At 63.1% G+C, this 26,126-nt stretch carries 23 protein-coding genes; 14 read left to right on the forward strand and 9 right to left on the reverse strand.

What is annotated here, in order from left to right; translation table 11 throughout:
* The first annotated feature begins 21 nt into the window (after window positions 1-21).
* Window positions 22-441, forward strand: coding sequence for an acyl-CoA thioesterase (locus tag AADJ04_RS03805; RefSeq protein WP_341238797.1), 420 nt, complete (start codon window positions 22-24; stop codon window positions 439-441).
* A gap of 117 nt (window positions 442-558) precedes the next feature.
* Here the strand turns inward: AADJ04_RS03805 and AADJ04_RS03810 are convergent, their stop codons facing one another.
* Both AADJ04_RS03810 and AADJ04_RS03815 read right to left on the reverse strand, forming a co-directional pair.
* Complete coding sequence (locus AADJ04_RS03810) at window positions 559-1,281, reverse strand: hypothetical protein (protein WP_341238798.1); 723 nt, start codon at window positions 1,279-1,281, stop codon at window positions 559-561.
* Window positions 1,278-1,859: a peroxidase-related enzyme gene (locus AADJ04_RS03815; protein ID WP_341238799.1), complete on the reverse strand. Its 582-nt coding sequence runs from the start codon at window positions 1,857-1,859 to the stop codon at window positions 1,278-1,280. The genes AADJ04_RS03810 and AADJ04_RS03815 overlap by 4 nt, the downstream gene beginning before the upstream one ends.
* A gap of 96 nt (window positions 1,860-1,955) precedes the next feature.
* Between AADJ04_RS03815 and AADJ04_RS03820 the strand changes: the two genes are divergently transcribed.
* A complete protein-coding gene (locus AADJ04_RS03820; protein WP_066697743.1) occupies window positions 1,956-2,348 on the forward strand; it encodes a carboxymuconolactone decarboxylase family protein in 393 nt (130 codons plus the stop codon).
* Between the two features lie 6 nt (window positions 2,349-2,354).
* On the opposite strand, the gene AADJ04_RS03825 is transcribed toward AADJ04_RS03820, so the two are convergent.
* Window positions 2,355-2,900 carry a PAS and helix-turn-helix domain-containing protein gene (locus tag AADJ04_RS03825; RefSeq protein WP_044402105.1) on the reverse strand — a complete coding sequence of 182 codons (546 nt, stop codon included), beginning with the start codon at window positions 2,898-2,900 and terminating at the stop codon, window positions 2,355-2,357.
* A 123-nt stretch (window positions 2,901-3,023) separates the two neighbouring features.
* Between AADJ04_RS03825 and AADJ04_RS03830 the strand changes: the two genes are divergently transcribed.
* The 6 genes from AADJ04_RS03830 to AADJ04_RS03855 all read left to right on the forward strand — a co-directional run bounded on the left by AADJ04_RS03830 (window position 3,024) and on the right by AADJ04_RS03855 (window position 8,512).
* Window positions 3,024-3,731 carry a CoA transferase subunit A gene (locus AADJ04_RS03830; RefSeq protein WP_066696721.1) on the forward strand — a complete coding sequence of 236 codons (708 nt, stop codon included), beginning with the start codon at window positions 3,024-3,026 and terminating at the stop codon, window positions 3,729-3,731.
* A gap of 32 nt (window positions 3,732-3,763) precedes the next feature.
* Window positions 3,764-4,405 carry a CoA transferase subunit B gene (locus AADJ04_RS03835; RefSeq protein ID WP_066696707.1) on the forward strand — a complete coding sequence of 214 codons (642 nt, stop codon included), beginning with the start codon at window positions 3,764-3,766 and terminating at the stop codon, window positions 4,403-4,405.
* A 149-nt stretch (window positions 4,406-4,554) separates the two neighbouring features.
* A complete protein-coding gene (locus AADJ04_RS03840) occupies window positions 4,555-5,760 on the forward strand; it encodes an MFS transporter (protein WP_341238800.1) in 1,206 nt (401 codons plus the stop codon).
* 130 nt (window positions 5,761-5,890) lie between these two features.
* Window positions 5,891-6,946 (forward strand): methionine ABC transporter ATP-binding protein, encoded by a 1,056-nt coding sequence (locus AADJ04_RS03845; RefSeq protein ID WP_341238801.1) that lies wholly within the window; start codon window positions 5,891-5,893, stop codon window positions 6,944-6,946.
* Window positions 6,947-6,951: 5 nt separating this feature from the next.
* Window positions 6,952-7,617, forward strand: coding sequence for a methionine ABC transporter permease (locus tag AADJ04_RS03850; protein ID WP_044402037.1), 666 nt, complete (start codon window positions 6,952-6,954; stop codon window positions 7,615-7,617).
* 268 nt (window positions 7,618-7,885) lie between these two features.
* On the forward strand, window positions 7,886-8,512 hold the full coding sequence (locus AADJ04_RS03855; protein ID WP_341238802.1) for a DUF1566 domain-containing protein: 627 nt from the start codon (window positions 7,886-7,888) through the stop codon (window positions 8,510-8,512).
* 21 nt (window positions 8,513-8,533) lie between these two features.
* Here AADJ04_RS03855 and ybaL read toward each other — a convergent pair whose 3' ends face one another.
* Entirely contained in the window at window positions 8,534-10,270 is a 1,737-nt protein-coding gene (gene ybaL / locus AADJ04_RS03860) for a YbaL family putative K(+) efflux transporter (RefSeq protein ID WP_341238803.1), read from the reverse strand.
* Window positions 10,271-10,514: 244 nt separating this feature from the next.
* Here ybaL and AADJ04_RS03865 point away from each other — a divergent pair, with 244 nt between their 5' ends.
* Both AADJ04_RS03865 and AADJ04_RS03870 read left to right on the forward strand, forming a co-directional pair.
* Window positions 10,515-11,606 carry a tetratricopeptide repeat protein gene (locus AADJ04_RS03865; RefSeq protein WP_341238804.1) on the forward strand — a complete coding sequence of 364 codons (1,092 nt, stop codon included), beginning with the start codon at window positions 10,515-10,517 and terminating at the stop codon, window positions 11,604-11,606.
* 150 nt (window positions 11,607-11,756) lie between these two features.
* Complete coding sequence (locus tag AADJ04_RS03870; protein WP_341238805.1) at window positions 11,757-12,554, forward strand: MetQ/NlpA family ABC transporter substrate-binding protein; 798 nt, start codon at window positions 11,757-11,759, stop codon at window positions 12,552-12,554.
* Window positions 12,555-12,802: 248 nt separating this feature from the next.
* On the opposite strand, the gene AADJ04_RS03875 is transcribed toward AADJ04_RS03870, so the two are convergent.
* The 3 genes from AADJ04_RS03875 to AADJ04_RS03885 form a co-directional block, all read right to left on the reverse strand.
* Window positions 12,803-14,041 carry a diguanylate cyclase gene (locus tag AADJ04_RS03875; protein WP_341238806.1) on the reverse strand — a complete coding sequence of 413 codons (1,239 nt, stop codon included), beginning with the start codon at window positions 14,039-14,041 and terminating at the stop codon, window positions 12,803-12,805.
* A 7-nt stretch (window positions 14,042-14,048) separates the two neighbouring features.
* The gene (locus AADJ04_RS03880; RefSeq protein ID WP_341238807.1) at window positions 14,049-15,149 is read right to left on the reverse strand and encodes an ABC transporter substrate-binding protein; all 1,101 of its coding nucleotides are present in this window, start codon (window positions 15,147-15,149) and stop codon (window positions 14,049-14,051) included.
* Window positions 15,150-15,334: 185 nt separating this feature from the next.
* Window positions 15,335-15,949, reverse strand: coding sequence for an FMN-dependent NADH-azoreductase (locus AADJ04_RS03885; RefSeq protein WP_198847022.1), 615 nt, complete (start codon window positions 15,947-15,949; stop codon window positions 15,335-15,337).
* 145 nt (window positions 15,950-16,094) lie between these two features.
* On the opposite strand from AADJ04_RS03885, the gene AADJ04_RS03890 reads away from it, so the two are divergent.
* Both AADJ04_RS03890 and AADJ04_RS03895 read left to right on the forward strand, forming a co-directional pair.
* The gene (locus tag AADJ04_RS03890; RefSeq protein ID WP_142084384.1) at window positions 16,095-17,042 is read left to right on the forward strand and encodes a LysR family transcriptional regulator; all 948 of its coding nucleotides are present in this window, start codon (window positions 16,095-16,097) and stop codon (window positions 17,040-17,042) included.
* Window positions 17,043-17,167: 125 nt separating this feature from the next.
* The gene (locus AADJ04_RS03895) at window positions 17,168-18,067 is read left to right on the forward strand and encodes an HDOD domain-containing protein (RefSeq protein ID WP_341238808.1); all 900 of its coding nucleotides are present in this window, start codon (window positions 17,168-17,170) and stop codon (window positions 18,065-18,067) included.
* A 60-nt stretch (window positions 18,068-18,127) separates the two neighbouring features.
* Here the strand turns inward: AADJ04_RS03895 and argA are convergent, their stop codons facing one another.
* Window positions 18,128-19,474 (reverse strand): amino-acid N-acetyltransferase, encoded by a 1,347-nt coding sequence (gene argA, locus AADJ04_RS03900; RefSeq protein ID WP_341238809.1) that lies wholly within the window; start codon window positions 19,472-19,474, stop codon window positions 18,128-18,130.
* A 195-nt stretch (window positions 19,475-19,669) separates the two neighbouring features.
* Here argA and hrpA point away from each other — a divergent pair, with 195 nt between their 5' ends.
* Both hrpA and AADJ04_RS03910 read left to right on the forward strand, forming a co-directional pair.
* Window positions 19,670-23,716 carry an ATP-dependent RNA helicase HrpA gene (hrpA, locus tag AADJ04_RS03905; protein WP_341238810.1) on the forward strand — a complete coding sequence of 1,349 codons (4,047 nt, stop codon included), beginning with the start codon at window positions 19,670-19,672 and terminating at the stop codon, window positions 23,714-23,716.
* 188 nt (window positions 23,717-23,904) lie between these two features.
* Window positions 23,905-25,605 (forward strand): long-chain fatty acid--CoA ligase, encoded by a 1,701-nt coding sequence (locus AADJ04_RS03910; protein WP_341238811.1) that lies wholly within the window; start codon window positions 23,905-23,907, stop codon window positions 25,603-25,605.
* A gap of 27 nt (window positions 25,606-25,632) precedes the next feature.
* Here AADJ04_RS03910 and AADJ04_RS03915 read toward each other — a convergent pair whose 3' ends face one another.
* Complete coding sequence (locus AADJ04_RS03915; RefSeq protein WP_341238812.1) at window positions 25,633-26,010, reverse strand: PilZ domain-containing protein; 378 nt, start codon at window positions 26,008-26,010, stop codon at window positions 25,633-25,635.
* Window positions 26,011-26,126 lie beyond the last annotated feature (116 nt).

Genomic DNA, 26,126 nt, shown 5'->3' on the forward strand with positions numbered 1-26,126 from the left:
GATAGGCAGCGGGGGCGGGTGATGCGGATTGAAATTCCTGAAGCCAAAAAGCTGGTTTACGAGATGCGCTTCCCCGTGCGCTGGGGCGACATGGACGCCATGGGCCATGTCAACAACACGGTGTACTTTCGCTACCTGGAGACAGCGCGCATCGAATGGATGCGCTCTGTGGGCTGCAACCCCGCGCCCGATGGCCAGGGGCCAGTCATCGTCAACGCCTTCTGCAACTTCTATCGCCAGCTTGAATACCCTGCGGACGTGCTGCTCAAGCTGTACGTGAGCGACCCCGGCCGCACCACCTTTGAAACCTGGGGCACGATGGAGCGAGTGGATGAGTTCGGCGTGATCTGCGCAGCGGGTGGGGCCACCACGATCTGGGTGGATTTCCCGCAGCAAAAGGCCATCACGCTGCCTGACTGGATGCGGACCTTGGTGGACTAGGTTGAGTGAAATCTAATGAAAAGTGGCTGCAGCGCCTTCTCAGTAAGCGCTGGCAGCTATCAAATAAAGAGCAAACTTCTGCCGACACCCTGCTGGGTGGGTTGGCTTAGTCTGCGTTCAAGGCAGCACCACGCACTGCCACAGCGGCATGCCCCGGTCTTGCGCAGCACCCACTAGCAGCACGCGTTGCAGGCCCGGCAGGTAACGGATGGCCGTTTGGGGGGCCGTGTAGACGGCGGTGTCGTTCAGTCGCTCTACCATTTGCAGGTGGCGACCAGAGGGGACATGCGTGATGGTGAGCGTGCGGGTGCCTGTGTGCAGCGTCTGCGGGATGCGCCCTTCGGTGCCATAAAAGCCGCCCCGCACAGTGCGCACGCGTTGCGTGCCGGCAAAGGTGGTGTGGATGCGCAATTGGCCGTCGGTGCTGGTGCAGTCGTCGGTAAAGCCTGCGGCGCAGGTCATGGGCAGCAGTTCGCTGTGCTGCACCGCGCGCACATCTGGCCCTTTGGCTTCACTGAGGGGCACGTTGATCAGTCGGGCGCAAGTGGCCGTGGCTTCAACACGCCACGCTGCGGCCAGGGGGTGGTCTTCGATGCCCAGGCGCTGCACACCCAGGCCTGCTGCGACCCAATAAGTGGGCGGTTGCCCGCCGTTGTGCAACAGCGAATGGCTGGGCCAGGGCTGCAAGCGACCCGCTGGCAGCGCGATAGGCAAGGGGTGCAGGGGCAGGGCGTTGGGTTGGCCCGCCACCCATTGAAACCCGCCCGCCACTGCCCCCGCGCAGCCCAGGCTGGCAAGCCCGCTGGCCGCCGTGTGCAGAAGCCAGCGCAGCCGCGTCATGCCTTGGTTTTGGGCAGACGACCCATGGCGTAAAACTCGGGGTTGGGCATCATGCCCGCGAAGCTGGCCATGCGATTGGACAGCCCGAAAAACGCCGTGATGGCAGCGATGTCCCAGATGTCCTCGTCGTCAAAACCATGGGCGTGCAGGGCGGTGAAATCGGTCTCTTCGATGGCGTGCGAGTTCTGGCAGACCTTCATCGCAAAGTCGAGCATGGCGCGCTGGCGTGGCGAGATGTCTGCCTTGCGGTAGTTCACCGCCACCTGGTCGGCCACCAGAGGTTTTTTCTCGTAGATGCGCAAGATGGCGCCATGGGCCACCACGCAATACAGGCACTGGTTGGCCGCGCTGGTGGTGGTGACGATCATCTCGCGCTCACCCTTTGTCAGGCTGCCTTCTTCTTTGAGCATGAGGGCATCGTGGTATGCGAAGAAGGCCCGCCATTCGGCCGGACGGCGCGCAAATGCCAGGAAGACGTTGGGAATGAAGCCCGCCTTTTCCTGCACTTCCAGGATGCGGGCACGGATGTCTTCAGGCAGGCTGTTGAGGTCGGGGTGGGGAAAGCGGGGCGTGGTCATGGTGTGTCTCCGGTTCTTGTGGTGCACGGCTTGATTTGCCGACGCATCATCATAGGATTGCCGCCGCAGTTTCTTCCCTTTCCAGAAAGTACCTCGATGACAACTTCCGCTTCCAAAGATTTTGAAAAAGGCCTCGCCACCCGCAAGCAGGTGATGGGCGAAGACTTTGTGGCCAATGCCTTTGCCAACGCCACCGAGTTCACCATGCCCATGCAGGAATACATCACGCGCAACGCGTGGGGCGATGTGTGGCAGCGCCCTGGGCTGGACATGAAAACACGCAGCCTGGTCACCGTGGCCTTGCTCGCCGCGCTGGGCAAGCAGCATGAACTTAAGGGCCATGTGCGCGGCGCGCTCAACAACGGCGCCACTGCGCAAGAGATTCAAGAGGTGTTGCTGCACACCAGCATTTACTGCGGCGTGCCCACGGCGGTGGATGCCTTCCGCTCGGCCGCCGAGGTGATTGACGGGCCCAAGAAGCCCGCCTGACGGGGTTTACTGCCCCGCCAGCAGCTTGTGCACCAGGTCTGCCGCTGTGGATGCGTTGTACTTGCGCATAAGGCGGGCGCGGTAAATCTCGACCGTGCGATGGCTGATCTCCAGGGCCTTGCCGATTTCCTTGGAGGTGAGCCCTTCGAGCAGGCGGGCGGCCACCTCACGTTCGCGCCCGGTTAGTTCGGCACGCACGGGCCGCTGCGAGCTGAGGTCTTCAAAACTCCAGATGCCCGAGGCGTGCGGGTCGTCGCGATTGAGCGCGCGGCCCGACACATGGCACCAGAACAGCTCGCCATTGGCGCGCTTCATCACGCGGTTGTCGGCGTAGTGGCCCTTGGCGTTGAGGATAGGCGCCATGTGTGCGCCCAGGCGTTCGTACTCATCGGCGCTGGGATAGAGAATCTGGAACGACTGGCCCATCAATACCTCGCGCGACGCGCCAAACATTTCGCACACATGGCGGTTGCAGTCCACCATCGTGCGGTTGCGTGAAAGCACCAGGCCCACGGGGGCCAAGTCAAAAGCCAATCGGTAATCTACGTCCATGGGGCGGGGTGGTTGTTCTGGGCGGGGCGGGCCCCAATGAGGGCAAATCTTTACGGGGTACTACTTACGGGTCTACGTAGTATCGTAGTGCATCCCAATCCAAATATTCGCAAGGAGATCGCGGTGAACAAGTTATTTCCCTCCGCAGCCAAGGCGCTCGAAGGCGTGGTGGCTGACGGCCAGCTGCTGGCCGTGGGCGGCTTCGGGCTGTGCGGCATCCCGGAAGCCCTGATTGATGCCTTGCGCGACTCGGCCGTGAAGGACCTCACGGTCATCTCCAACAACGCCGGCGTGGACGGCTTTGGCCTGGGCAAGCTGCTGGAGACCCGGCAGATCAAGAAGATGATTTCTTCGTACGTGGGTGAAAACAAAGAGTTCGAGCGCCAGTACCTTGCGGGCGAGCTGGAGCTGGAATTCACCCCCCAGGGCACGCTGGCCGAAAAGCTGCGTGCGGGCGGTGCAGGCATTCCTGCCTTCTTCACCAAAACCGGCGTGGGCACCATCGTGGCCGAAGGCAAGGAGCTGCGCGAGTTTGATGGCGAAACCTATGTGATGGAGCGCTCGCTGGTGCCCGATGTGTCGCTGGTCAAGGCCTGGCGTGCCGACAAGGCCGGCAACCTGCAGTTCCGCCTGACGGCGCGCAACTTCAACCCTGCGGTGGCGATGGCTGGCAAGCTGTGCATCGTCGAGGTGGAAGAGGTGGTGGAAACCGGCGCCATGGCGCCCGACCAGATCCATCTGCCCGGCATTTACGTGCACCGCATCGTGCACAACCCCACGCCCGAAAAGCGCATTGAAAAGCGCACCATCACCGAAAAGGCTGGCGTCTGAGCCCGCACCACTGAACCGCTGGAGAACGAACTATGTCGTGGAGTCAAGACCAAATGGCGGCCCGTGCCGCCCAAGAGCTCGAAGACGGCTTTTATGTGAACCTGGGCATTGGCATCCCCACCCTGGTGGCCAACTTTGTGCCTGCCGATAAGGAAGTGTGGCTGCAGTCCGAAAACGGCATGCTGGGCATTGGCCCCTTCCCGACCGAAGACGAAGTGGATGCCGACCTGATCAACGCAGGCAAGCAGACCGTCACCACCATCAAGGGCTCATCCATCTTTGGCAGCGACCAATCGTTTGCCATGATCCGGGGCGGCAAGATCAACCTGTCCATCCTGGGCGCGATGCAAGTCAGCGAAAAGGGCGACCTGGCCAACTGGATGATCCCTGGAAAGATGGTCAAGGGCATGGGCGGTGCCATGGACCTGGTGGCGGGCGTCAAGCGGGTGATCGTGCTCATGGAGCATGTGGCCCGCAAGAAGGACGGCACCGAAGACCTGAAGATTCTGCCCAGCTGCACCTTGCCCCTGACGGGCGTGGGCGTGGTGGACCGCATCATCACCGACCTGGGCGTGATGGATGTGACGCCCGAAGGCCTGAGGCTGGTGGAATTGGCTCCTGGCGTGAGCTTTGAGCAGATCCAGTCCAAAACCGGCGTGACCTTGCTGCGCTGAACCACCGCTGTTTGCAAACTGAATGAAGAGGCCGATTGCCCTGGGTGGCAGTCGGCCTTTTTTTGTTTGCATTTCCGCCTCGCGCTTGAATGCAGGGCCTTGCAGACCCCGACCAGCGCTTCGTTGACGAAGCCGTGACAATCGCCGCCATGCATTCCACTTCCCCTGAATCCACCCAACGTACGTTGCGCTTCATGGCGCTGGCGGCTTTTGCCAGCATGGCCTCGATGCGCGTGTGCGACCCGATGCTCCCGGCCTTGTCTCAGGAGTTCAACGTCAGCACCGGCGACGCCTCGGCCGTGATCGCGGCCTTTGCGGTGGCGTATGGCGTGCTGCAACTGTTTTATGGCCCGCTGGGCGACCGGCTGGGCAAAACCCGCGTGGTGCTGGGGGCCACGTCGGCGTGTGCGCTCTTCAGCGCCATCACGGCGCTGGCGCCCAACCTCACGGCGCTGGTGGTGTCGCGGGCGGCCATGGGCGCTTCGGCGGCGGGCATCATCCCGCTGTGCATGGCCTGGATTGGCGATCAGGTGCCCTACGAACAGCGCCAGGAAACCCTGGCCGGGCTGATGGTGGCCACGGTGTCGGGGATGATGGCCGGCCAGTGGTTTGGCGGCTTTGCGGTAGAGGCGCTGGGCTGGCGCGTGGCGTTTGGCGTGCTGGCGTTCTTGTTTGCCACGGCCGCCACGCTGCTGTGGCGGCAGGTGAAGGCCACCACGCCAGGTGTTGGCGGCGTGCATGAATCCTCTGCGCCTTTTTCATTGGCCGCTTACCTTGCCAACACCCGCCAGCTGCTGGCCATGCCGCGCGTGCGCTGGGTGCTCACCGTGGTCACCATTGAAGGCGCACTGGCGTTTGGCACGCTGGCGTTTGTGCCCAGCCGCATGGTGGAGGGGTATGGCCTCTCGGCAGCGGCGGCGGGCGGTGTGATGGTGCTGTATGGCATTGGCGGTCTGGTGTACAGCTTGTTCGCGCGCCGTTGGCTGGCTTTGCTGGGTGAGCATGGGTTGGCGCTGCTGGGTGCCAGCGCCATCGCCACCGGCTTGTTGTTACTGGCCTGGTCGCCCTCTGTGGCATGGGCTGTGGCGGGCTGCTTTGCGGCGGGGCTGGGCTTTTACATGCTGCACAACACCCTGCAGACGCAGGCCACACAGATGGCGCCGCAGGCGCGGGGCATGGCGGTTACGCTGTTTGCGTGCCTGCTGTTTCTGGGGCAATCCGCCGGGGTGTTTCTGATGGCATTGAGCGTGGACAGGGGCTGGCTGGTGCCGGTGTTCACGGCGGCGGCGGTGGGGGTGATTGCGTTGGGCGTAGTCATTTCGCAGTCGTTGCGTCTGCGCAGTGCTGCAGCCTAATAACCTGCGCTTCTTATGACGTAATTATTCGATGGTTTGATTTTTTATAGCGAAGTTATACAGTCCACCCCCTTACCCAACTTTCCAGCGCCGCAGCGGGTGATGCACCTGGGCGGCGCGATTTGTTTGCATGATTCATTTACGGGGCATCACCCAGACGTACCAGGGTTCACAAGGCCCGGTGGAGGCCCTGCGGGGCATTGACCTGCAGATCACCCCAGGCGAGGTGTTCGGCATCATCGGGCGCAGCGGCGCGGGCAAAAGCTCGCTGGTGCGCGTTATCAACCTGCTCAACCGGCCCACGCGGGGCGAAGTCATCGTCAATGGCCGCGACCTGACCAAGTTGAACGACTCGCAGTTGCGCGAGGCGCGCCGCGACATCGGCATGGTGTTCCAGCACTTCAACTTGCTGTCGTCACGCACCGTGTACGACAACGTGGCTTTGCCGCTGGAGCTGGCGGGCATGGACAAAGCCGCCATTCGCGAACGCGTGAGCCCGCTGCTGGAGCTGGTGGGCCTGGCCGCGCTGGCCGACCGCTACCCCGCGCAGATCAGTGGCGGGCAAAAGCAGCGCGTGGGCATTGCACGCGCGCTGGCCAGCCGGCCCAAGGTGCTGCTCAGCGACGAGGCCACCTCGGCGCTGGACCCGGAGACGACCCGCTCGATCCTCGACTTGCTGCGCCAAGTGAACCGTGAGCTGGGCCTGACGGTGGTGCTCATCACCCACCAGATGCAGGTCATCAAGCAGGTGGCCGACCGCGTGGCCGTGATCGATGCTGGCCAGATCGTGGAGCAAGGGCGCGTGCTGGACGTGTTCACCCGCCCGCAGCAGCCCATCACCAAGAGCCTGATCGACGAAATCCTGCCGCAAGAGCTGCCCGCCAGCGTGCTGCAGCATGTGCAACAGCTGGCCAGCCAGTTGCGCACGACGGCGCCGGGGCATGTAGGCCAGTTGCTGCGGCTGTCGTACTCGGGCGACAACGCCTACCAGCCGGTGCTGTCGCGCATGGTGCGCGAGTACGGCGTGGACATGAGCATCCTGCACGGGCAGGTCGATGAAATCCAGGACCAGACCTTTGGCTCGCTGGCGCTGTATGTCACGGGCGAGCCAGCGCGCCTGAACGGGGCGGTAGAGCATTTGCGCGCCAGCGGCGTGGAAGTGCAAGTTGTTGAGAGCGGGAGGTAAGGGCCATGTTTGCAAATTTCACCGAAGCCATGCTGGAGCTGTTCGTCACCTCGCTGTGGGAAACCATCGTCATGGTGGGCATTTCAGGCGTGGTGGGGGCTCTGCTGGGCATTCCCCTGGGCGTGTTTCTGCGGTTGACTGACCATGGCGGCGTGCTGGAAAACGGCCCCGTCAACAAGCTGGTGGGCTGGGTGGTGAACGCGGTACGTTCCACGCCATTCATCATCTTGCTGGTGGCCATCATTCCGCTCACGCGCTTTGTGACGGGCTCGTCAATCGGCACGGCCGCCGCCGTGGTACCGCTCACCATTGCTGCGGCGCCCTTTGTGGCCCGATTGGTGGAGTCTGCCTTGCGTGAGGTGGACCACGGTTTGGTCGAAGCCGCCCAGGCCATGGGCGCCACCACCAGCCAGATCGTCTGGAAGGTGCTGTTGCCCGAGGCGCTACCCGGCATTGTGGCGGGCCTGACCATTACCTTCGTGAGCCTGACGGGCTACTCTGCCATGGCGGGCGCCATTGGCGGCGGCGGGCTGGGTGACCTGGGCATCCGCTACGGCTACCAGCGTTTCCTGCCGGAAATCATGCTGGCCGTGGTGCTGGTGCTGATTTTCTTTGTGCAGGCTGTGCAAAGCCTGGGTGACTGGGCGGTGCGCAAGCTCAGCCACCGCTAAAGCCTGGGGGCTTCGCAGCCCACGGCTGCGATTTGCTTCTCTTTTGATAGCTGCCAGCGCTTTCCAGATAAGCGCTGGCAGCTATTTTTGTTTCAAATTGATTGGCCGCCATTGACCCTAGACCACAACCCTGTGCAAAAGCAGGGCGGGGCTCCAGAGCACTGCATTGGATCTGCATCAGAGCGCGCCGTGGTGAACTGGGCAAAGTGGCCGCGCGGATGTACAAACGCATTACCGGCCTGGCCGGGTGCATGAAAGAATGGCTGCCATGAAACGTCTTCAACCTCTGTCCATCTCTCGCAGGGCCGCTGTGGCCACGCTGCGGGGCGCGTGCATGGCCTGGCTGGGCCTTGCCAGCGCGGGTGCCGCATTAGCGCAGGCCGAACCGGTGGCTGCCAACGGGCTGGTGGTGTCTGCAGACGGCACCTACGTCACCGATGAGCGGCTCAAACTGATCTGGGCGCGCTGCGTGGAGGGCATGGCCTGGGATGGCAAAACCTGCACCGGCAAGCCGCTGATGCTGGACCGCGCCGAGGCCCGGGCCCGTGCGGTGGAGCGCTGGAAGGCTGAGGGCGTGAACTGGCGCCTGCCGCGCGTTCCAGAGCTGCAGCGTCTGTTCAACAAATCGGCCCAGCCACCGGGGCTGGATTTGACGGTGTTCCCCGCCGCGCCGCTGGACTGGACCTGGACATCGACCTCCGACGTGAAGTCGGCGCAGCAAAACCAATACGCCTATGGCAACGCGATGCAGAGCCGCACCGGCAGCACGGTCAACCAGATGTCGTATTTGCATGGCTGGGCGGTGAACCTGCGCACGGGGGAGTCGCGCAAGGACGTGAGCAAGGACGCGAAGCTGCCGGTGCGGCTGGTGCGGCCGCTGCCTGTAGAGCCCTGAATCCGCAGAAGCCCGCCGCCCTCAGTGCTGCGGGCTCGCCTGCAGGGGGCCGGATGCTGATGCCGGGTCGGCCTCGAAGCGCTGCAGGATATGCCGCGTCATGGCCTGGGTCAGTGCTTCGTCGCGCACCACCACCGTGCCCACCTGGTCGGCGCGCAGCAGGGCTGATTCTTCTTCGCTGTGGCTGCGCACCACGATCTCGATGTTGGGGTTCAGCGCACGGGCAATTTCAACCATCTGCCGCACATGCAGCGTGTCTGGGATGGCAATGACCAGGATGGCGGCGTTGGCGATATGGGCCTGGATCAGCACTTCCGGCTCTGCTGCGTTGCCCGACACGGCGGCAATGCCCGCGTGGCGCAGTGATTCCACCAGCTCCCGGTTTTGTTCGGCCACGATGCAGGGAATGCTGGCTGCAGCCAGTGCCTTGGCAATGCCCCGTCCCACCTGGCCGTAGCCCACCAGCACCACTTGCCCTTCCAGATATTTGCGTTCGGTACTCATGGGCAACTCGGCAAAGGGGTCGTCGCGCCTTTCCAGCTCGCGGGCCAGTTCCGAGCGTTTGAGCAGCCAGGCTTGCAGCGGCGCAATGGCCGCAAACAGCAAGGGGTTCAGCGCAATCGAGATCAAGGCGCCCGCCAGCACCAGACTCATGCCCACGGCGGGCAGCAGCCCCAGGGCTACGCCCAGGCCGGCCAGGATGAACGAAAACTCGCCAATCTGCGCCAGACTGGCCGCCACGGTCAGGGCCGTGTTCAAGGGGTAGCGGAACGACAGCACCAGCGCCAATGCCGCCAGCGATTTGCCCACCATGATGATGGCCACCACGCCCAGCACGGGCAACGGCTGCTCCACCAGCACCCTGGGCTCAAACAGCATGCCCACCGATACAAAAAACAGCACCGAGAACGCATCGCGCAGCGGCAGCGACTCTTGCGCAGCGCGGTGGCTGAGGGCCGATTCGCGCATCACCGTGCCAGCAAAGAAGGCTCCCAACGCGAACGAAACGCTGAACAGCGCCGAAGCCCCGTAGGCAATGCCGATGGCTGCAGCAATCACCGACAGCGTGAACAATTCGCGCGAGCCTGTTTTCACCACCTGCCACAGCAGCCAGGGCAGCACGCGGCGGCCTACCAGCAGCATCAGGGCGATGAATGCCGCCACCTGCAGCAGGGTCTGGCCCAAGGCCTGCCACAGCGGGCGTGCCTCTTCGGCAGGCGCTGCGCCACCACCCAGCAAACCGGCCAGCGGCGGCATCAGCACCAGCACCAGCACGCAGGCCAGGTCTTCCACCACCAGCCAGCCCACGGCAATGCGGCCGTTCATCGAATCGAGCACGCCCCGCGCCTCCAGGGCCTTGAGCAATACCACCGTACTTGCGCACGAGAGCGACAGTCCAAAAATCAAACCGCTGCCCACGCCCCAGCCCATCCACCATGCCAGTCCCATGCCCAGCAGGGTGGCCACGCTCATCTGCACCACCGCGCCTGGCACCGCCAGACGGCGCACCGAGAGCAGGTCGCCCAGTGAAAAGTGCAGGCCCACGCCAAACATCAGCAGCATCACGCCGATTTCAGACAGCTGCGAGGCCATGTGCACATCGGCCACAAAACCCGGCGTGGCAGGGCCAATCAGAATGCCGGCCAGCAGGTAGCCCACCAGGGCCGGCAGGCGCAGCTTTTCGGCGATGAAGCCAAGCACCAGCGCCCCGCCAAATCCGGCAGCGATGGTGGTGATCAAGGTCAGGTTGTGGTCCATGCCTGGTGGAAGGTGTGGGTCAGCCAAGAAAGAGGGGGAAGCCGCAGAGAGGCCCGGCGCGATGGCCGGCAGCCAAGCGCGGCACAACGTTGGTGCAGTATCAGGCAAAGCAGCTTCTGTTCCAACCGTTCTGCTCTGGCAAGGGCTTTACCGCGTGGCTTCTCGGTGTGTTCGCGCCATACTTGGCGCACCACAACGTGCCGCATGAGCACGCCACTCAACCCCGATTGGAGACAACACCACCATGCCCATTCCGTTCCAGACCTTCGACCCTGACCTGTTTGCCCGCGCCCAGCCCCTGCTGGATGACGAGTGGCTGGCCCGCGACCCTGAACTGGCGCCCGTGCTGCCCACCGTGCTGGCCCGCAATGTGGGGCAGGACTGGCACAAGGCGGGCACCTTCCGGCACCACCTGGTGGGGGTGACCCGTTCGCTCACCGTGTGGCAGCAACCGCGCGATGTGCGCATGCTGGGCTTGCTGCACAGCGTGTATGGCAATGCGTTTGTGGATCTGGTCAAGTTTGACCCTGCCAGCGAACGTGCGCGCCTGCGTGAGCTGGTGGGCGAGAGTGCCGAGCACTTGGTCTACCTGTTTTGCACGCAGTCGCGCACGCAGTTTGTGCAGAAGGTGCTGGGGCAGGGCATGGAGGAGGACGGTAGCCTGCTGCTCGACAAGGACGCCACGCAGCACCGGCTCACGCCCTACGAGGTGGCCGCCTTCACCATCGTGAGCATGGCAGACACCATTGAGCAGTGGTTCAGCTGGCAGGACGATATCTACTCGCGCTTTCCGCATGTGCAGCACCGGCCGCAGGCGGTGCACTGGGCTGCATCGCTGTGGCCGGGGCCCATGCGCCCCACGGGCCGCATGGTGCACCAGATCAATGGGCTGTCCAAAGCGCTGAAGCATCCCGGCCTCAAGGGCTTGCTGCCCACACCGCCGGTGTTTGGCCATTGCAATCACCATTTGTCGGCTGCCAACGAGGCCGCAGCGGCATCGCTGTATTGGTCGGTCATCCAGCAAGACCAGCCTTTGGTGGACCTGGACGTGGCCACGGGTGTGCTTGAAAGCGCGGTGCGCCACAACCCTTGGGTGGGCGAGCCGCAAATGGTACTGGCGCAGTTGTACCTTGCCACTGGCCGTCACGACGATGCCAGGCAGGCCGCCAGCAGCGCGTTGCACCTGTTCAGCGCCTGGGGCAATTCGTGGGACAAGCGCGTGCAGTGGGACGCTTGGGTGGCCTGGACGCGCATCCTGCTGCAAGCCGCCGAGGGCGGGCCCTGGCCAGAACGCCTGGACAAGCTCAACAACGTGGCACTGCGCGGAGCGCATTGAGGCTGGCGGGCCCAGCCTGCATGCGATCGTGGCTGCCACCGTTGATGTGCTTCATGTCAATTGCTGGCTAAGATAATTAAAACTTATTCTTTTGAGTTTTAAGAATTGCTGCGTACGATCGGAAACATCTCCATACGAAAGGTGTTTTCTGTGAACAAGCGCTCTCTGTTGCAATCCGCCCTCGCGCTGGCCCTGGTGTCTGGTTTCTCTGCCAGCGCCATGGCGCAAGACAAGCCCTTGAAAATTGGCGTGACGGGTGGCCCCCACGCACAGATTTTTGAAGTGGTGAAGAAGGTTGCCGAGAAAGACGGCCTGAAGATCCAGGTCATTGAGTTCAGCGACTACGTGCAGCCCAATGCCGCGCTGGCTTCGGGTGACCTGGACGCCAACAGCTACCAGCACAAGCCTTACCTGGACCAGCAGGTGAAGGATCGTGGCTACAAGTTCGTGCCTGCGGGCTACACCGTTAACTTCCCCATTGGCATCTACTCCAAGAAGATCAAGAGCCTGAACGACCTCAAGCAAGGTGCGAAGTTCGGTATTCCGAACGACCCTACCAATGGCGGCCGCGTGCTGCTGGTACTGCAGGATAAGGGCCTGATCAAGCTGCGCCCCGAAGCGGGCCTGAAGGCTACGCCGCTGGATGTGATCGACAACCCCAAGAAGATCAAGTTCGTGGAGCTGGACGCCGCCCAGTTGCCCCGTTCGCTGGATGACCTGGACGCGTCTGCCATCAACACCAACTTCGCTCTGTCCGCAGGCCTGAACCCTGCCAAGGACGCCATTGCGCAGGAAAGCGCGAAGAGCCCCTACGTCAACCTGATTGCTGTGCGCGAAGCCGACAAGGACAAGCCCTGGGTGACCAAGCTGGTCAAGGCCTACCAGTCGGAAGAAGTGCGCAAGTTCATCCAGACCGAGTTCAAGGGCGCTGTGATCCCTGGTTTCTAAGGGTCAGGTGGGTGCTGGTGGCGACGTCGGTGCCCAGGCTCCAACACTCAGCGGGCTGCGGCCCGCTTTTTTTCGGCTGTGCTGGGGTGAATGCGCTGAATGACGCGCCGCCACCCGCTCAGGCAGTGGAGTGGGTGATGCAGCCCCCTCGCCGGTTATTTAAGTGAAATTGGCCTCTAAGGCACTCTGGGTAAGCGCTACCAGCTATTGATTTGGTAGCGATTGTGCCCGGTGCGCGACTTGCTCGTTCAAGCGCCAGCAACCACCTGTTGCCGGCCTGCCGACTTGGCCTGGTAGACCAGGGCGTCGGCGCGCGAGAGCAGGGCAAGGGCATCCTCGCCCGGCCGGTAGGCCGTGACCCCGAAACTGGCGCTGATGTACACCGAGCCCCCCCGGGGGTTGGGCACCGCGTGCTGTGGCAGGGCGTCGCACAGCCGGTGGGCAATGGCGATGGCGGCTTCGAGCGGGGTCTCGGGCAGCACCAGTACAAACTCTTCACCGCCGTAGCGCGCAATCCAGTCCACCCCCTGGCGCAGCGTGCCAGCGACATGCTTTGCCGCGCTGCGCAACACTTCATCGCCCAACTGGTGGCCGTGCTGGTCGTTGAACTGCTTGAAGTGGTCAATGTCCATGAACACCACCGCCAGCGGGCGGTGGTAACGCTGGGCGCGTTCGATTTCCTCGGGCAGCTTGTCTTGCAGCGCACGCCGGTTGTAGCAGCCGGTCAGGCCATCGGTGACGGACAGGTGCCGTATCTCCTCCAGCAGCTTTTCGAGTTGGGCCGTGCGTTCATTCACCAGGTCGTCAAGGTTGTGGATGTGCTCGTGCAATGCCGTCTGCAGCTTGACCACGCCCTGTTCCAGCAGGTCAATCTCATCGCTGTGGGGTTGGGGGGCTCGGTTCAGCCGCAAAGGGGTGGTCAGCTGGTGGGGAGTGAGCTCACTCGCAAATCCGGCAACGGTGGACAGCGGCTTTTGCAGCAGCTGCTTGAGCATGAAGGCGATCAGCGCGCAAATGCTGGCGGTGAGTGCGCTGTAGCCCAGCAAGATGCGCAGTGCCTCGGCCTGCAACCCTTGCCACAGGTACTGCGGGTTGCCGCTCAGGTGCAGCACGCCCAGCGCCTGGGTGCCGTGCGGGGCGTAGATGGTGATGCTGCGTATCGCTTCTTGCTGTGCCAGTTCAGAGTTGCCCGCCTCAAACACCTGGCCCCCGGCAGCCTGCAGCCGGGCAAAACCGATGGCAGGCTTCTTGGCAATGAATTGCAGCTGGGCCTGCACGGCCTGGGTTTCAATGTCCCACAGCGCGGCGGCCAGCAGGGGCACGCTGGTGTTGGCCACATCGCTCATCACGGCCTCGAACTGCCTTTGGTGTTCAGAGCGCAGCAGCCAGCTCTGCACTAGGAAGACGACCACCATGCACAGCACCGCCAGCACAATGGTGCGCTGGATCAGCACGTTGGCAATGGAGCGAAAGGGACGCGCAGTCATACAGCGATTAAAGCAGCTGCTCGAAGCCAAACTGGTAGCGCTTCACCTTGGGATTGAGCACCTTGCTGTAGCTGCGCACGTTCAGGCTGGCAAAGCCGTTACCGAAGCGCTGCTGGTAGCGGTGGGCCAGATCAGGGGTAAGCAGGGCGAACATGGGGCGTTCCAGCTCCAGCCCTTCGGAGGCGAAGTCGCGCCCGCGATGGTAGTCATAGACCATCACCAAGGCCCACGCACCCGCAATGAAATGCCCGCCTGCCAACGCTGTGAGCTGCCCGTTGCGCAAGCGCTTGATGGCTTCTGTGGTGGTATTGACGGAGCTGAACCACATGTCCTGGCCAGGCGCTGCCGTGCCGGCCTTGGCCAGTGCATCCATGGCGCCAAAAGCCATCAGGTCGCTTCCCGTCCACACCAGAAGGGCCTGGGGGTGGCGCTGCAGCAGCCAGGTCATCTGCTCTTCAGCTTTGGTGCGCGACCAGCCCGCGTACACCGTCTGGTGCAGCACCACATCGGGTGCCTCACCCACGGCCTTGAGCATGCCTTCGTTGCGCTGGATGGAGGAGGTGGTGGACCGGTCCCCCGCAATCGCCAACAGATGCAGCTTGCCATCCGGGCCATGGGCGCGTTGGGCTCTGCCCGCGGCAATCAGTGCCTGGGCGGTGAGATATCCGGCATCCGCGGCCCGTGGTTCCAGTGATCCGATCCAGTGACTGAAGCGCTCCCGTGGCCCGCCGTTTTCTGCCTTCTGGGCGGCGGTGAGGGTGCTGAAGGCCAGGAACACGCGGATGCCGCTGCCTTCGAAAATCCGCAGCATCTCGGGGCCGGTGCCGTAGTCGTTGGTGAGGATGACGTAGTCGGGTCGTTTGTCAGCCGGACGGGCGACGATGGAGCGGGCGATTTCAAACGAGCGCAGGTGCTCTCGCCGCACAAAATATTCTTCCAGTGGCACACCCAGACTGCGCGCGGCAGCGTTCATCGACTCACTGACCGTGCGCCAATACGGCTCGTCTGGATGGCCCGGATTGATGAATGCTACCGCCTGGGCCCAGCCCATGAAGGGAAGGCCACAGACCAAAAACGCCAACAACCGACGCACATACGAAGCTGCCAAATCAATCGTCCCAGGTACCCACTCACATCTCGTACACCACCGAAAGATGCTTACAGTGTAAGTGTGACATTACTGCCTGGTTTTTTGTGCGTAGGGGTAATAATTGTTTGCAAATGAAAAAAGCCCCGGCTTCTGAATGTTGCGCATGGGTGCAACATTCAGAAGCCGGGGCTTTGTGGCGACGGTCAGGCCGCTGTGTGCTGGCGTGTGTGCTCGGCGGCGGCAGCCAGGGCTTGCGCTTTGGCATCAGGCCCCATGGCGACGCCTTCGGCGCGCACGAAGCGCACGTCCGTCACACCAAAGAACCCCATCACGGTCTGCAGGTAGCTTTCCTGGTGTTCCATGGCCTGGCCGCCAGCGCTGGTCGAATAAACGCCACCCCGGGCAGATGCCACGATCACGGTCTTGCCCTTGGCCAGGCCTTCGGGGCCGTTGGCACCGTATTTGAATGTGCGGCCAGGCTGGGCGATGCGGTCAATCCAGGCCTTGAGCTGGGTGGGGATGCCAAAGTTGTAGAACGGGGCGCCAATGACCACCACGTCTGCTGCCAGGAACTGGCTCACGAGCTGTTCGGACACGGCGTTTTCACGCTTCTGCGCTTCTGTCAAACCGTCGGTCTGGCCAGTGCGGGGGGCCATTGCGTCCATCGTGAAATGGTTGGGGGCGTTGACAGCCAGGTCCAGGTAAGTGACTTGGGTGCCTGGGTGGCTGGCCTTCCAGGCTTCCACGACCTGGGCCGTGAGTTGACGCGAAACGGAAGCATCTCCAGTGATGGATGAGTCGATGTGAAGCAGTTGCATGGTGTTCTCCTCGTTAAGTTGCCGCGACGGTCACGGCTTGAGAAGAATTGTCGATTTGTTCACAAAATTTGATAAGCCGCCCGAATCGCGATAGATTGTTCTATTAATGGAACAGTATTCAAGCTGACAACGGAGGGAGCGCGACATGCAAGATCTGAACGACATGCTGTACTTTGCCGAGGTGGTGGAGCGTGGCGGCTTTGCTGCCGCCGGCCGGGCGCTGGGCATTCCCAAATCGCGACTGTCCAGGCGTGTGTCTGATCTGGAAGCCCATCTGGGCGTGAGGCTCTTGCAGCGCACCACCCGCAAGCTGTCATTGACCGAAGTGGGAGAGGCTTACCTGCGGCACTGCCAGTCCATTCGCGAATCGGCCCAGGCGGCGGCTGATGCAGTGGCCCAGGTGCAGACCGAGCCGCGTGGCACCGTGCGGGTGAGTTGCCCCGTCACCCTGGCCCAGACCGTGTTGGCTGAATTGATGCCCGCCTTCCTGGCCCAGCATCCTTTGGTTCGTGTGGAAATGCAGGTGACCAACCGGGCGGTGAACGTGGTGGAGGAGGGCATTGACGTGGCGCTGCGGGTGCGTCCCTCGCTCGAAGACAGTGCCAGCATGGTGGTCAAACGCCTGGACCAAGCCCGCCAGGTGCTGGTGGCCAGCCCCGACTTGCTCATTCGCCAGGGCACGCCCACCAAGCTGGAAGACCTTGCCAAACTGGACAGCATTGCCATGTCGGCGCCCGACGGGCGGGCTTCCTGGAACTTGATCGGCCCCGGTGGCGCCCACCAGGTGGTGCATTACACCCCGCGCTACGTGGCAGATGACCTGCTCACCCTCAAATTTGCCGCCGTGGCGGGTACGGGTATTTGCTGGCTGCCCGATTACATGTGCCAGGAGGAGATGCGCGACCGGCGCCTGGTGCGCGTGCTGCCCGACTGGGCGCCTCAGCCTGCCATCGTGCATGCAGTGTTCGCGTCTCGCAGGGGGCTTTCGCCCGCAGTGCGGCGGTTTTTGGACTACCTGGGCGAGACCATGCCGGGGCGCAACAGCCTGGACAGCCGCGCGGGACTGCAAGGCGTGGGCGGCGCTGGTATTTGAGGTGCTGGGAAGGCGGGCATTGCGCAATGCCCCCTCGTTTCCGTGCGGCAGAGCCTTCTGCCTATCTTTTGGCTGCACAATGCAACCAATTGAAACCGTGTCGAACCCGTACCGAAAGCGCGACCATGCCGGCTTTGATGTCAGTGCGATCCCCCGCCGCAACCTCCCACTCCATAGACCATGACATCGAGACCGCCCGCGCCCACCCCAGCGTGCGCGCCATCGTCATTCCGCCTTGCCCAGACTCGCTGGTGAGGTTGCAAGAGATTGCCTCCGCCCCCGAGCTCGATTCGCAGGCTCTGGAGCAGCTGGCTTCGTCAGATGTGGCCATGGCGGCTGCGGTGATCCGCACCGCCAACAGCCCGTTGTACGGCTTGGCACAGCCGGTGCAGACCGTGGGCATGGCACTCACGGTGCTGGGCTTGCAGCCTGCCCTGGAGTTGCTTTCCGCGTTCATCACCCGCAATGCCCTGCATGTGCGTACTCCGCTGCTGGAACATTTTTGGGAAAGCTCGCAGCGCAAGGCCATCGCCTGCGAACACATTGGCCGCCAGCTTTACAGCTTCGACCCGGGTCTGGGCTACAGCTTTGGTCTTTTTTGCCATGTGGGCATGCCTGTGCTGGTGAAGGCGGTGCGCGGCTATGCGGGCACAGTGACAGAAGCCCTGGCGCGCAAAGACCGCACCTTCACGCAAACCGAGAATGCCGCGCACCGCACGGACCATGCGGTGATGGGCGCCATCGTGGCGCGCACCTGGCATCTGCCCCCTGATGTGGCCCAGGCCATCTGGCTGCACCACGACTTTTCCTGCCTGAGCGATGAACGATTCGATGCCACCGTGCGGCATTTGGTAGCGCTGGGGTTGCTGGCGGAATATTTGGTCCACCACCACGAAAACCTGACGCCAACCCGTGAATGGACGCTGCACGGCCAGGCATGCATGGACCACTTGCATGTCACGCAGGATGAGCTCAACCACTGGATCGACGAGCTTTACCCGGCCTTCGAGGCCGTGGCGTTGTAGTCGCTTTGGGCCGTCAGGGCTGCCCGGCATGGCTGCACATGCAGCTCGCAGGGCAGGAAATCAGAGCTTTTTCACCAGCACCTGGCTGCGGCGGTCCCAGTTGTACTTGCGCTTGCGTGCATCGGGCAGCCAGTCAGGGTCCACGGGCTGGAAGCCTCGTTTGATGAACCAGTGCATGGTGCGGGTGGTCAGCACAAAGATGCTGTCCAGCCCCATGGCGCGGGCGCGCTGCTCAATGCGTTTGAGCAGCTTTTCTCCGTCGCCCGTGCCCTGGCTTTGGGGCGATACGGTGACCGCCGCCATCTCCGCCGTCTTGGCTTCGGGGTAAGGGTACAGGGCTGCGCAACCAAAAATCACCCCATCGTGCTCGATCACGGTGTAGGTGGCGATGTCGCGCTCGATTTCGGTGCGGTCGCGCTTGACCAGCGTGCCATCTTTCTCGAACGGCTCGATCAGTTGCAAGATGCCGCCCACGTCATCAATGGTGGCCTCGCGCAGCTCTTCCAGCTTCTCGTCGATGACCATGGTGCCGATGCCATCGTGCACATACACCTCCAGCAGCAGCGAGCCGTCGAGTGCAAACGGAATGATGTGGCTGCGCTCCACGCCGGCTTTACAGGCCTTCACGCAGTGCTGCAGATAAAACCCCGTATCAGTCGGTTGCTGCGCGGGCGGCAGCTTTGCCAACAAGGCCTGTGCTGCCGCCAGCGGCAGTTCGGTGTCGATGGGGTTGTCCTCACTCTCGGGGTCGGTGGGCTGCATGCGAATGCCAGGGACTTCCGTGAGGAAAATCAGCTTGTCTGCCCGCAATTCGATCGCCACGCTGGTGGCAACTTCTTCCATGCTCAGGTTGAACGCCTCACCGGTGGGTGAGAAGCCAAAGGGCGACAGCAGCACCAGCGCGCCCATGTCCAGCGTGCGTTGGATACCGGCCACATCCACCTTGCGCACCAGGCCAGAGTGCTGGAAATCCACCCCATCCACAATGCCCACGGGCCGTGCGGTGAGAAAGTTGCCTGAAATTACCCGCACCGTGGCGCCTGCCATGGGCGTGTTTGGCAACCCCTGGCTGAAGGCGGCTTCAATCTCATAACGCAACTGGCCAGCGGCTTCCTGCGCACAATCCAGCGCCACCGAATCCGTGATGCGAATGCCGTGAGAGTATTTGGCGGCATGCCCCTTCGCGGCCAACTGTTCATTCACCTGAGGGCGGAAGCCGTGCACCAGCACGATCTTGACGCCCATGGCCTGAATCAGCGCCAAGTCTTGCGCAATGTTGTGCAGCTTACCGGCGGCAATGGCCTCACCCGTCAGCCCGATCACAAAGGTCTGGTTGCGAAACTTGTGGATGTAAGGCGCCACCGACCGGAACCAGGGCACGAAAGTGAAATTGAAAACGGCAGACATGGCGGTGGGCAAGAGGCCTTGGAATATGCAGGGGCACAGACAGCGAAAGGCGACCGCCTGGGTCGCCAAGTCGCGCATCATAAGCATGCCAAGCGCCGGTGTGTGTAAAAAAACAGCGGTATGAAACCGTGGAGGCAGCGTGGCCACGGTTTGTTTCGGGCGGAACAGGGGCGTGGCTATCGATAATGCAGGGCTATGTCTTTAGAACAGCGTCCGCCCGAGCTACCCCGCACCCCTTCGCGCCCCGCAGCCCCCCTCCGTATCGAGTTTCCCGAGTCGCTTCCCGTATCCGGCAAGCGCGAAGAGATCATGGCTGCCATCGAAAAGCACCAGGTCGTCATCGTGTGCGGCGAGACGGGTTCTGGCAAGACCACGCAGCTGCCCAAGATTGCGCTGGCACTGGGCCGGGGCAAGTGCAACGCCAAGCCGGGGCACAAAGGCCAGCTCATTGGCCACACCCAGCCGCGCCGCATTGCCGCCAGCAGCGTGGCCAAGCGCATTGCCGAAGAGCTGAAGACGCCGCTGGGTGAAGTGGTGGGCTACAAGGTGCGCTTTCAGGACCGGCTGAGCCGCGACGCGTCCGTCAAGCTGATGACGGACGGTATCTTGCTGGCAGAGACGCAGACCGACCCACTGCTGAAAAACTACGACACCCTCATCATCGACGAGGCGCACGAACGCAGCCTCAACATCGACTTTCTGCTGGGCTACATCCGCCAGATCCTGCCGCGCCGGCCTGATCTGAAAGTCATCGTCACCTCGGCCACCATCGATGCCGACCGGTTTGCCAAGCATTTCGAGAGCGCCAAGGGTCCAGCGCCCGTCATCATGGTGTCGGGCCGCACCTTTCCGGTGGAGCAGCGCTATCGCCCGTTTGAAGACAGCCGCGACTATGGCCTGAACGAGGCCATTGCCGATGGGGTGGATGAGCTGTGGCAGGGCAATGCGGGTGGAGACATATTGATCTTCCTGCCCGGCGAGCGCGAAATCCGCGAGGCGGCCGACCACCTGCGCAAGCACTTGTCGCACCAGCCGGTGATGCGCAATGCCGAGGTGCTGCCGCTGTTTGCACGCCTGTCGCAGGCCGAGCAGGATCGCATCTTTGACGGCCACACGGGCCGCCGCATTGTGCTGGCCACCAACGTGGCCGAAACATCGCTCACTGTGCCGGGCATCCGGTACGTGATTGACGCAGGCACAGCGCGCGTGAAGCGCTATTCTTTCCGTAGCAAGGTGGAGCAGTTGCTGGTCGAGCCCATCAGCCAGGCTGCCGCCAACCAGCGGGCGGGTCGTTGCGGCCGCGTGGCCAACGGTATCTGTATCCGCCTGTATGACGAGGCGGACTTCAACAGCCGCCCGCGTTTTACCGATCCGGAAATTCTTCGCAGTTCGCTGGCCGGCGTCATCCTGCGCATGAAGTCGCTGCACCTGGGCGATGTGGCTCAGTTCCCGTTCATCGAGGCGCCTTCGGGCCGCGCCATTGCCGACGGCTACCAGTTGCTGTCCGAACTGGGCGCAGTGGACGATGCGAACGAGTTGACGCCCATGGGTGTGGAGCTGTCCAAGCTGCCGCTGGACCCGCGCGTGGGCCGCATGATTCTGGAAGCCCGCGAACGCCGAGCGCTGGACGAGGTGCTGGTGATTGCCAGCGCCCTGAGCGTGCAAGATGTGCGCGACCGCCCGCTGGAAGCACAGCAGCAGGCCGACCAGGCGCACGCCAAGTTTGATGACGAGAAGAGTGAATTCAGCGGCTACCTGAAGCTGTGGAAGTGGATCAGCGAGGCCCGGGGCGGGGCGCCCAGCCTGCCTTCGGCGCGCGCGCAAAAGGCCATGGCGCTCAAGAAAGCGCCTTCGCAAGCCATCTTGCCCGTGGGGCAGCGGGCCGCCGCGCCAGCGCCTGCACCCGCCGCAACGCCGGAGGCCGCGCCCACGCACAAGCTCAGCAACCGCCAGTACGAAGCGCTGCTGCGGCAGAACTTCATCAGCATCCGCCGCCTGCGCGAGTGGCGCGACATCCATACACAGTTGCTCACGGTGGTGACGGAGCATGGCTGGCGCATCAACACGCAACCGGCCAGCTACGAGCAAATTCACCTCTCGATGTTGGCGGGCCTGCTGGGCAACGTGGGCTGCAAGAGCGACGAGGACGACTGGTACCTGGGCGCGCGCGGCATCAAGTTTTACAAGCACCCGGGCGCGCACCTGAACAAGAAGCCGGGTCGCTGGATCGTGGCGGCCGAATTGGTGGAGACCACGCGCCTGTTTGGCCGGGGCATTGCCGCGATCGAGCCGCAATGGATAGAGCAGAGTGGCGGCCACCTGCTCAAGAAGCAGATGCTGGACCCGCACTGGGAGAAGAAGGCCGCCCAGGTCACCGCGCTGGAGCGCGCCACGCTGTACGGCATCGTCATCTACAACAACCGACGGGTGGACTTTGGCAAGGTGGACCCGCACGGCGCGCGCGACATCTTCCTGCGCGAGGCCCTGGTGCAGGGCGAGTGGGAAACCCGCCTGCCGTTTTTGGCCGCCAACCAGAAGCTGATCGCCAAGGTGGAAGAGCTGGAGCACAAATCCCGCCGCCAGGACGTGCTGGTGGACGACGAGCTGATCTACGCTTTCTACGACCAGCAGGTGCCGCAGGACGTGTGCAGTGGCGCAAGCTTTGAGCGCTGGTACAAAGACGCGAGCCGCGCCAACCCCGAGCTGCTCAAGCTCACCCGCGACGAGCTGATGCGACACGAGGCCGCGGGGATCACCACCAGCGCCTTCCCCAAGACCGTGCGCCTGGGCGGCGTGGACTGCACCGCCAGCTACCTGCACGAGCCCGGCGATGCGCGCGACGGCATCACCGTGACGGTGCCGCTGTTTGTGCTGAACCAGGTGAGCGAGGAGCGCTGTGAATGGCTGGTGCCCGGTATGCTCAAGGACAAGATTCAGGCGCTGCTCAAAAGCCTGCCCCAGCGCCCACGCAGCCGCTTTGTGCCGCTGCCCGAATCGGCCACGCGGCTGGCCGAGCTGTTCACTGCGCCTGAGCGCTTTGGCTCCGGCAGCCTGACGGATGCGCTGCTCAAGCAAGTGCGCGACGAGACCTCGCTGGATGTGAAGCGGGCGGACTTCAAGCTCGACATGCTCAGCCCGCATTTGTTCATGAACTTCCGCGTGGTCGATGAGCACGGCCGCCAGCTCGGCCATGGCCGCAACTTGGGCGCGCTCAAGGCCGAATGGGGCGCCAAGGCGCGGGGGGCCTTCCAGGCGCTGGCGGGGCTCAAGCTGGGCGGGCAGAGTGGATTAGAGCAAAATACGGCTGTAGCGCCCGAAGGTAAAGCGCAGGCAGCTAGCAAAAATGTAGCAAAGGCTGCCCCTGCACCAGCTTCTGCGCCAGCAGTCCCGGCGGGCCAGCGCTACACCACCTGGACGTTTGGTGAGCTGCCCGAACTCATGGAAATCAAAAAGGGCGGACAGACGCTGGTGGGCTTCCCGGCGCTGATCGATGGCGGTGATGCGGTCACCATCGAAGTGTTCGACGAGCCTGAGGTGGCGGCCACCAAGCACCGTGCGGGTCTGCGTCGCTTGTTTGCGCTGCAGATCAAGGACGCGCTCAAGTACCTTGAAAAGAACATCCCCGACCTGCAGAAGATGGCTGTGGCCTATATGCCGCTGGGCACGCAGGAAGAGCTGCGTGCCCAGATCATCGACGTGGCCCTGGACCGCGCTTTTCTGCTCGACCCGCTGCCCACCGACGAGGCGGCCTTCAAACGCCGAGTGGAAGAAGGCCGGGGCCGCCTGACGCTGATTGCCAACGAGGTGGCCCGGCTGGCGGGCACCATCCTCATCGAATACGCGGCTGCCGTCCGTAAGCTCAAGGACACCAAGAACGCGCCGGACGCCACGGCCGATGTGGCCCAGCAGCTGCAGCGCCTGATGCCCAAGCAGTTCATTGCCCAGGCCCCTTGGGCGCAACTGGCGCACTTTCCGCGCTACCTCAAAGCGGTCACTCTGCGCCTGGACAAGTACCGGGCTGACCCCGCCCGCGATGCTGCCAAACTTGCCGAATTGCGCCCGCAGGAGCAGCGCTATTGGCGTCTGGTGGCCGAGCGCAAGGGCGCGGTGGACGCCCGCATGCAAGAGCTGCGCTGGCTGCTGGAAGAGCTGCGCGTGAGCTTCTTCGCGCAAGAGCTGCGCACGCCCCAGCCGGTGAGCGTGAAGCGGCTGGACAAGCTGTGGGCGCAGGTGAACAGCTAACGGTGGGGCTTTGCTGCATGCGCTGTGCCTTGCCCATCAAGGCACACGAGGGGCTCAGCAGATCACGCAGGCGGCTGTGACGGCGATGCCTGTGTCTCGGTCACCTTGGTGACGGCCTGGCGGGCGATCCCCATTGCCCGCTTGCCTGTAGGCATCTAGGCTTGCAGGCAAAGGAGACTGTTCGCCCTATGCGCTCGCACCACAAGTTCTGGCCCCGTCGTCTGCCCCATGCCATCACTGTTCCATCCACCTCGCTGTGGGACAACCTGGCCATCAGCGCCCAGCGTTATCCGGACAAGGTGGCGCTGGTTTTCTTTGGTCGTACGCTGACTTATCGTCAGCTCAAGGAGGGCGCTGAGCGCCTGGCTGCCTACTTGGCGACTTTGGGTGTGAAACGGGGCGATCGCGTGGCGCTGTGCATGCAGAACTGCCCTCAACTCGTGATGGCGCACTTTGCCATTTTGCGGGCCAACGCGGTGGTAGTGCCCGTCAACCCGATGAACCGGGCCGAAGAGCTCAAGCACTACATCACCGATCCCGACACCAAGGTCGCCATCACCACGGGCGACCTGGCAGCTGAATGGGTTCACGCAAGTGATGCATTGCCACCAGCCGAGCGCCTGGCGCACCTTGTCGTCACCCAGTTCACTGATGCGTTCGATGCCAACGTGAGCGGTGATGATGCTCCGCCCCCTGCGTGGGCAGACTGGCTGGGCACGCGCCACCCTTTGCCTGCGCTGCAGCAAGGCCAGGCACATGCCTGGAGCGATGCCATCGCCTGCACCAGCGAACCGCCCGCCCTGGCGGTGGGGCCGCAGGACTTGGCTTTGTTGCCCTACACCAGCGGCACCACCGGGCTGCCCAAGGGGTGTATGCACCCGCACAAAAGCATCATGCACAACGCGGTGGCCAGTGCGCTTTGGGGGGCTGGGTCGGCCGACAACGTTACTCTGGCGGTGGTGCCCATGTTCCACATCACCGGCATGGTCAGCGTGATGCATGCCTCGATCTACAGTGCTGCCACCATTGTGATCATGCCCCGATGGGACCGCGATTTGGCGGGCCGCCTGATTTCACGCTGGCAGGTGACGAACTGGACCAATATCCCCACCATGGTCATTGACCTGCTGGCCAGCCCGCATTTTGCAAGCTATGACCTGTCGAGCCTGGTCTACATCGGCGGTGGCGGCGCAGCCATGCCGCAGGCGGTAGCACAGCGGTTGCTGGAGCAATATGGGCTGCGTTATGCCGAGGGGTATGGACTGACCGAAACCGCTGCGCCGTCGCACTCCAACCCGCCTGACAATCCCAAGCAGCAGTGCCTGGGAATCCCCTTCATGAGCACTGATGCCCGGGTGATTGACCCTGACACGCTGCAGGAGGTGCCTGTGGGTGAGCAGGGCGAGATCATCATCCACGGCCCCGAGGTGTTTGAGGGCTACTGGAAGCGGCCCGACGCCACGGCTTCGGCGTTCATCGAGTTCGAGGGCAAGCGGTTTTTCCGCTCGGGCGACCTGGGGCGTATGGATGAAGACGGCTATTTCTTTTTGACGGACCGGCTCAAGCGCATGATCAACGCCAGCGGCTTCAAGGTCTGGCCGGCCGAGGTGGAGGCATTGATGTTCCGCCACCCAGCGATTCAAGAGGCCTGCATCATCGCCGCCAAGGACAGCTACCGGGGCGAAACGGTGAAAGCGGTGGTGGTGCTGCGCGCTACCCACAAGGACACCACCGAGCAGCAAATCATTGACTGGTGCCGCGAGAACATGGCGGTGTACAAGGTGCCGCGCATCGTGCAGTTTGTGCCCGCCTTGCCTAAGAGCGGCAGTGGCAAGGTGATGTGGCGCGCGTTGCAGGAAAGCGAGCTGGCTGTTGAGGCAAAGGCCTGACGGTCGCCCCCGTCAACGCGCGGGGGGCTACTCGGCAGCACTCGATGACTGAATGAGTTCTGCCAGATCGCGCTCCAGCAATGAGGGGTCACCCAGTTGCAGTTCAATCAAGCGCCGCAGGTGGGTGACGCTGTCCAGGTCAATGCTTCTGCACAGCAGCCCTGCGCGATTCCCGTCCACATGGGCAATGCCTGCGGTCATCGAAATGCAGTCCTCCGTCTCGGCCAGCGGCACGTCGAGCTTGCAGGGCATACCGGCAGGTACCTGCGTGTTTTCAGGCAGGGTGATCAACGCACCCTTGAGAGACAAGTCCAGCACCTGCACGTTGAAGGCTGCAGTGGCCAGGGTCAACACAGCGGGTGCATCAAACTGCACGCGCACGTAGTGGCGTCGTTCATAGGGCATGGCAGGCTTTCATGAGGGTGGGTTTTGCGCATGCTAATTCACTGCGCCACTCCTGTTGCCAAATATTTAGTGCCGTCTGCACTTGCTATCGGTGCGTGAAGTGACGCGATAGCCGT

Origin of the sequence: uncultured Acidovorax sp., from assembly GCF_964021665.1 — a bacterium.
Lineage (GTDB): Bacteria > Pseudomonadota > Gammaproteobacteria > Burkholderiales > Burkholderiaceae_C > Acidovorax > Acidovorax temperans.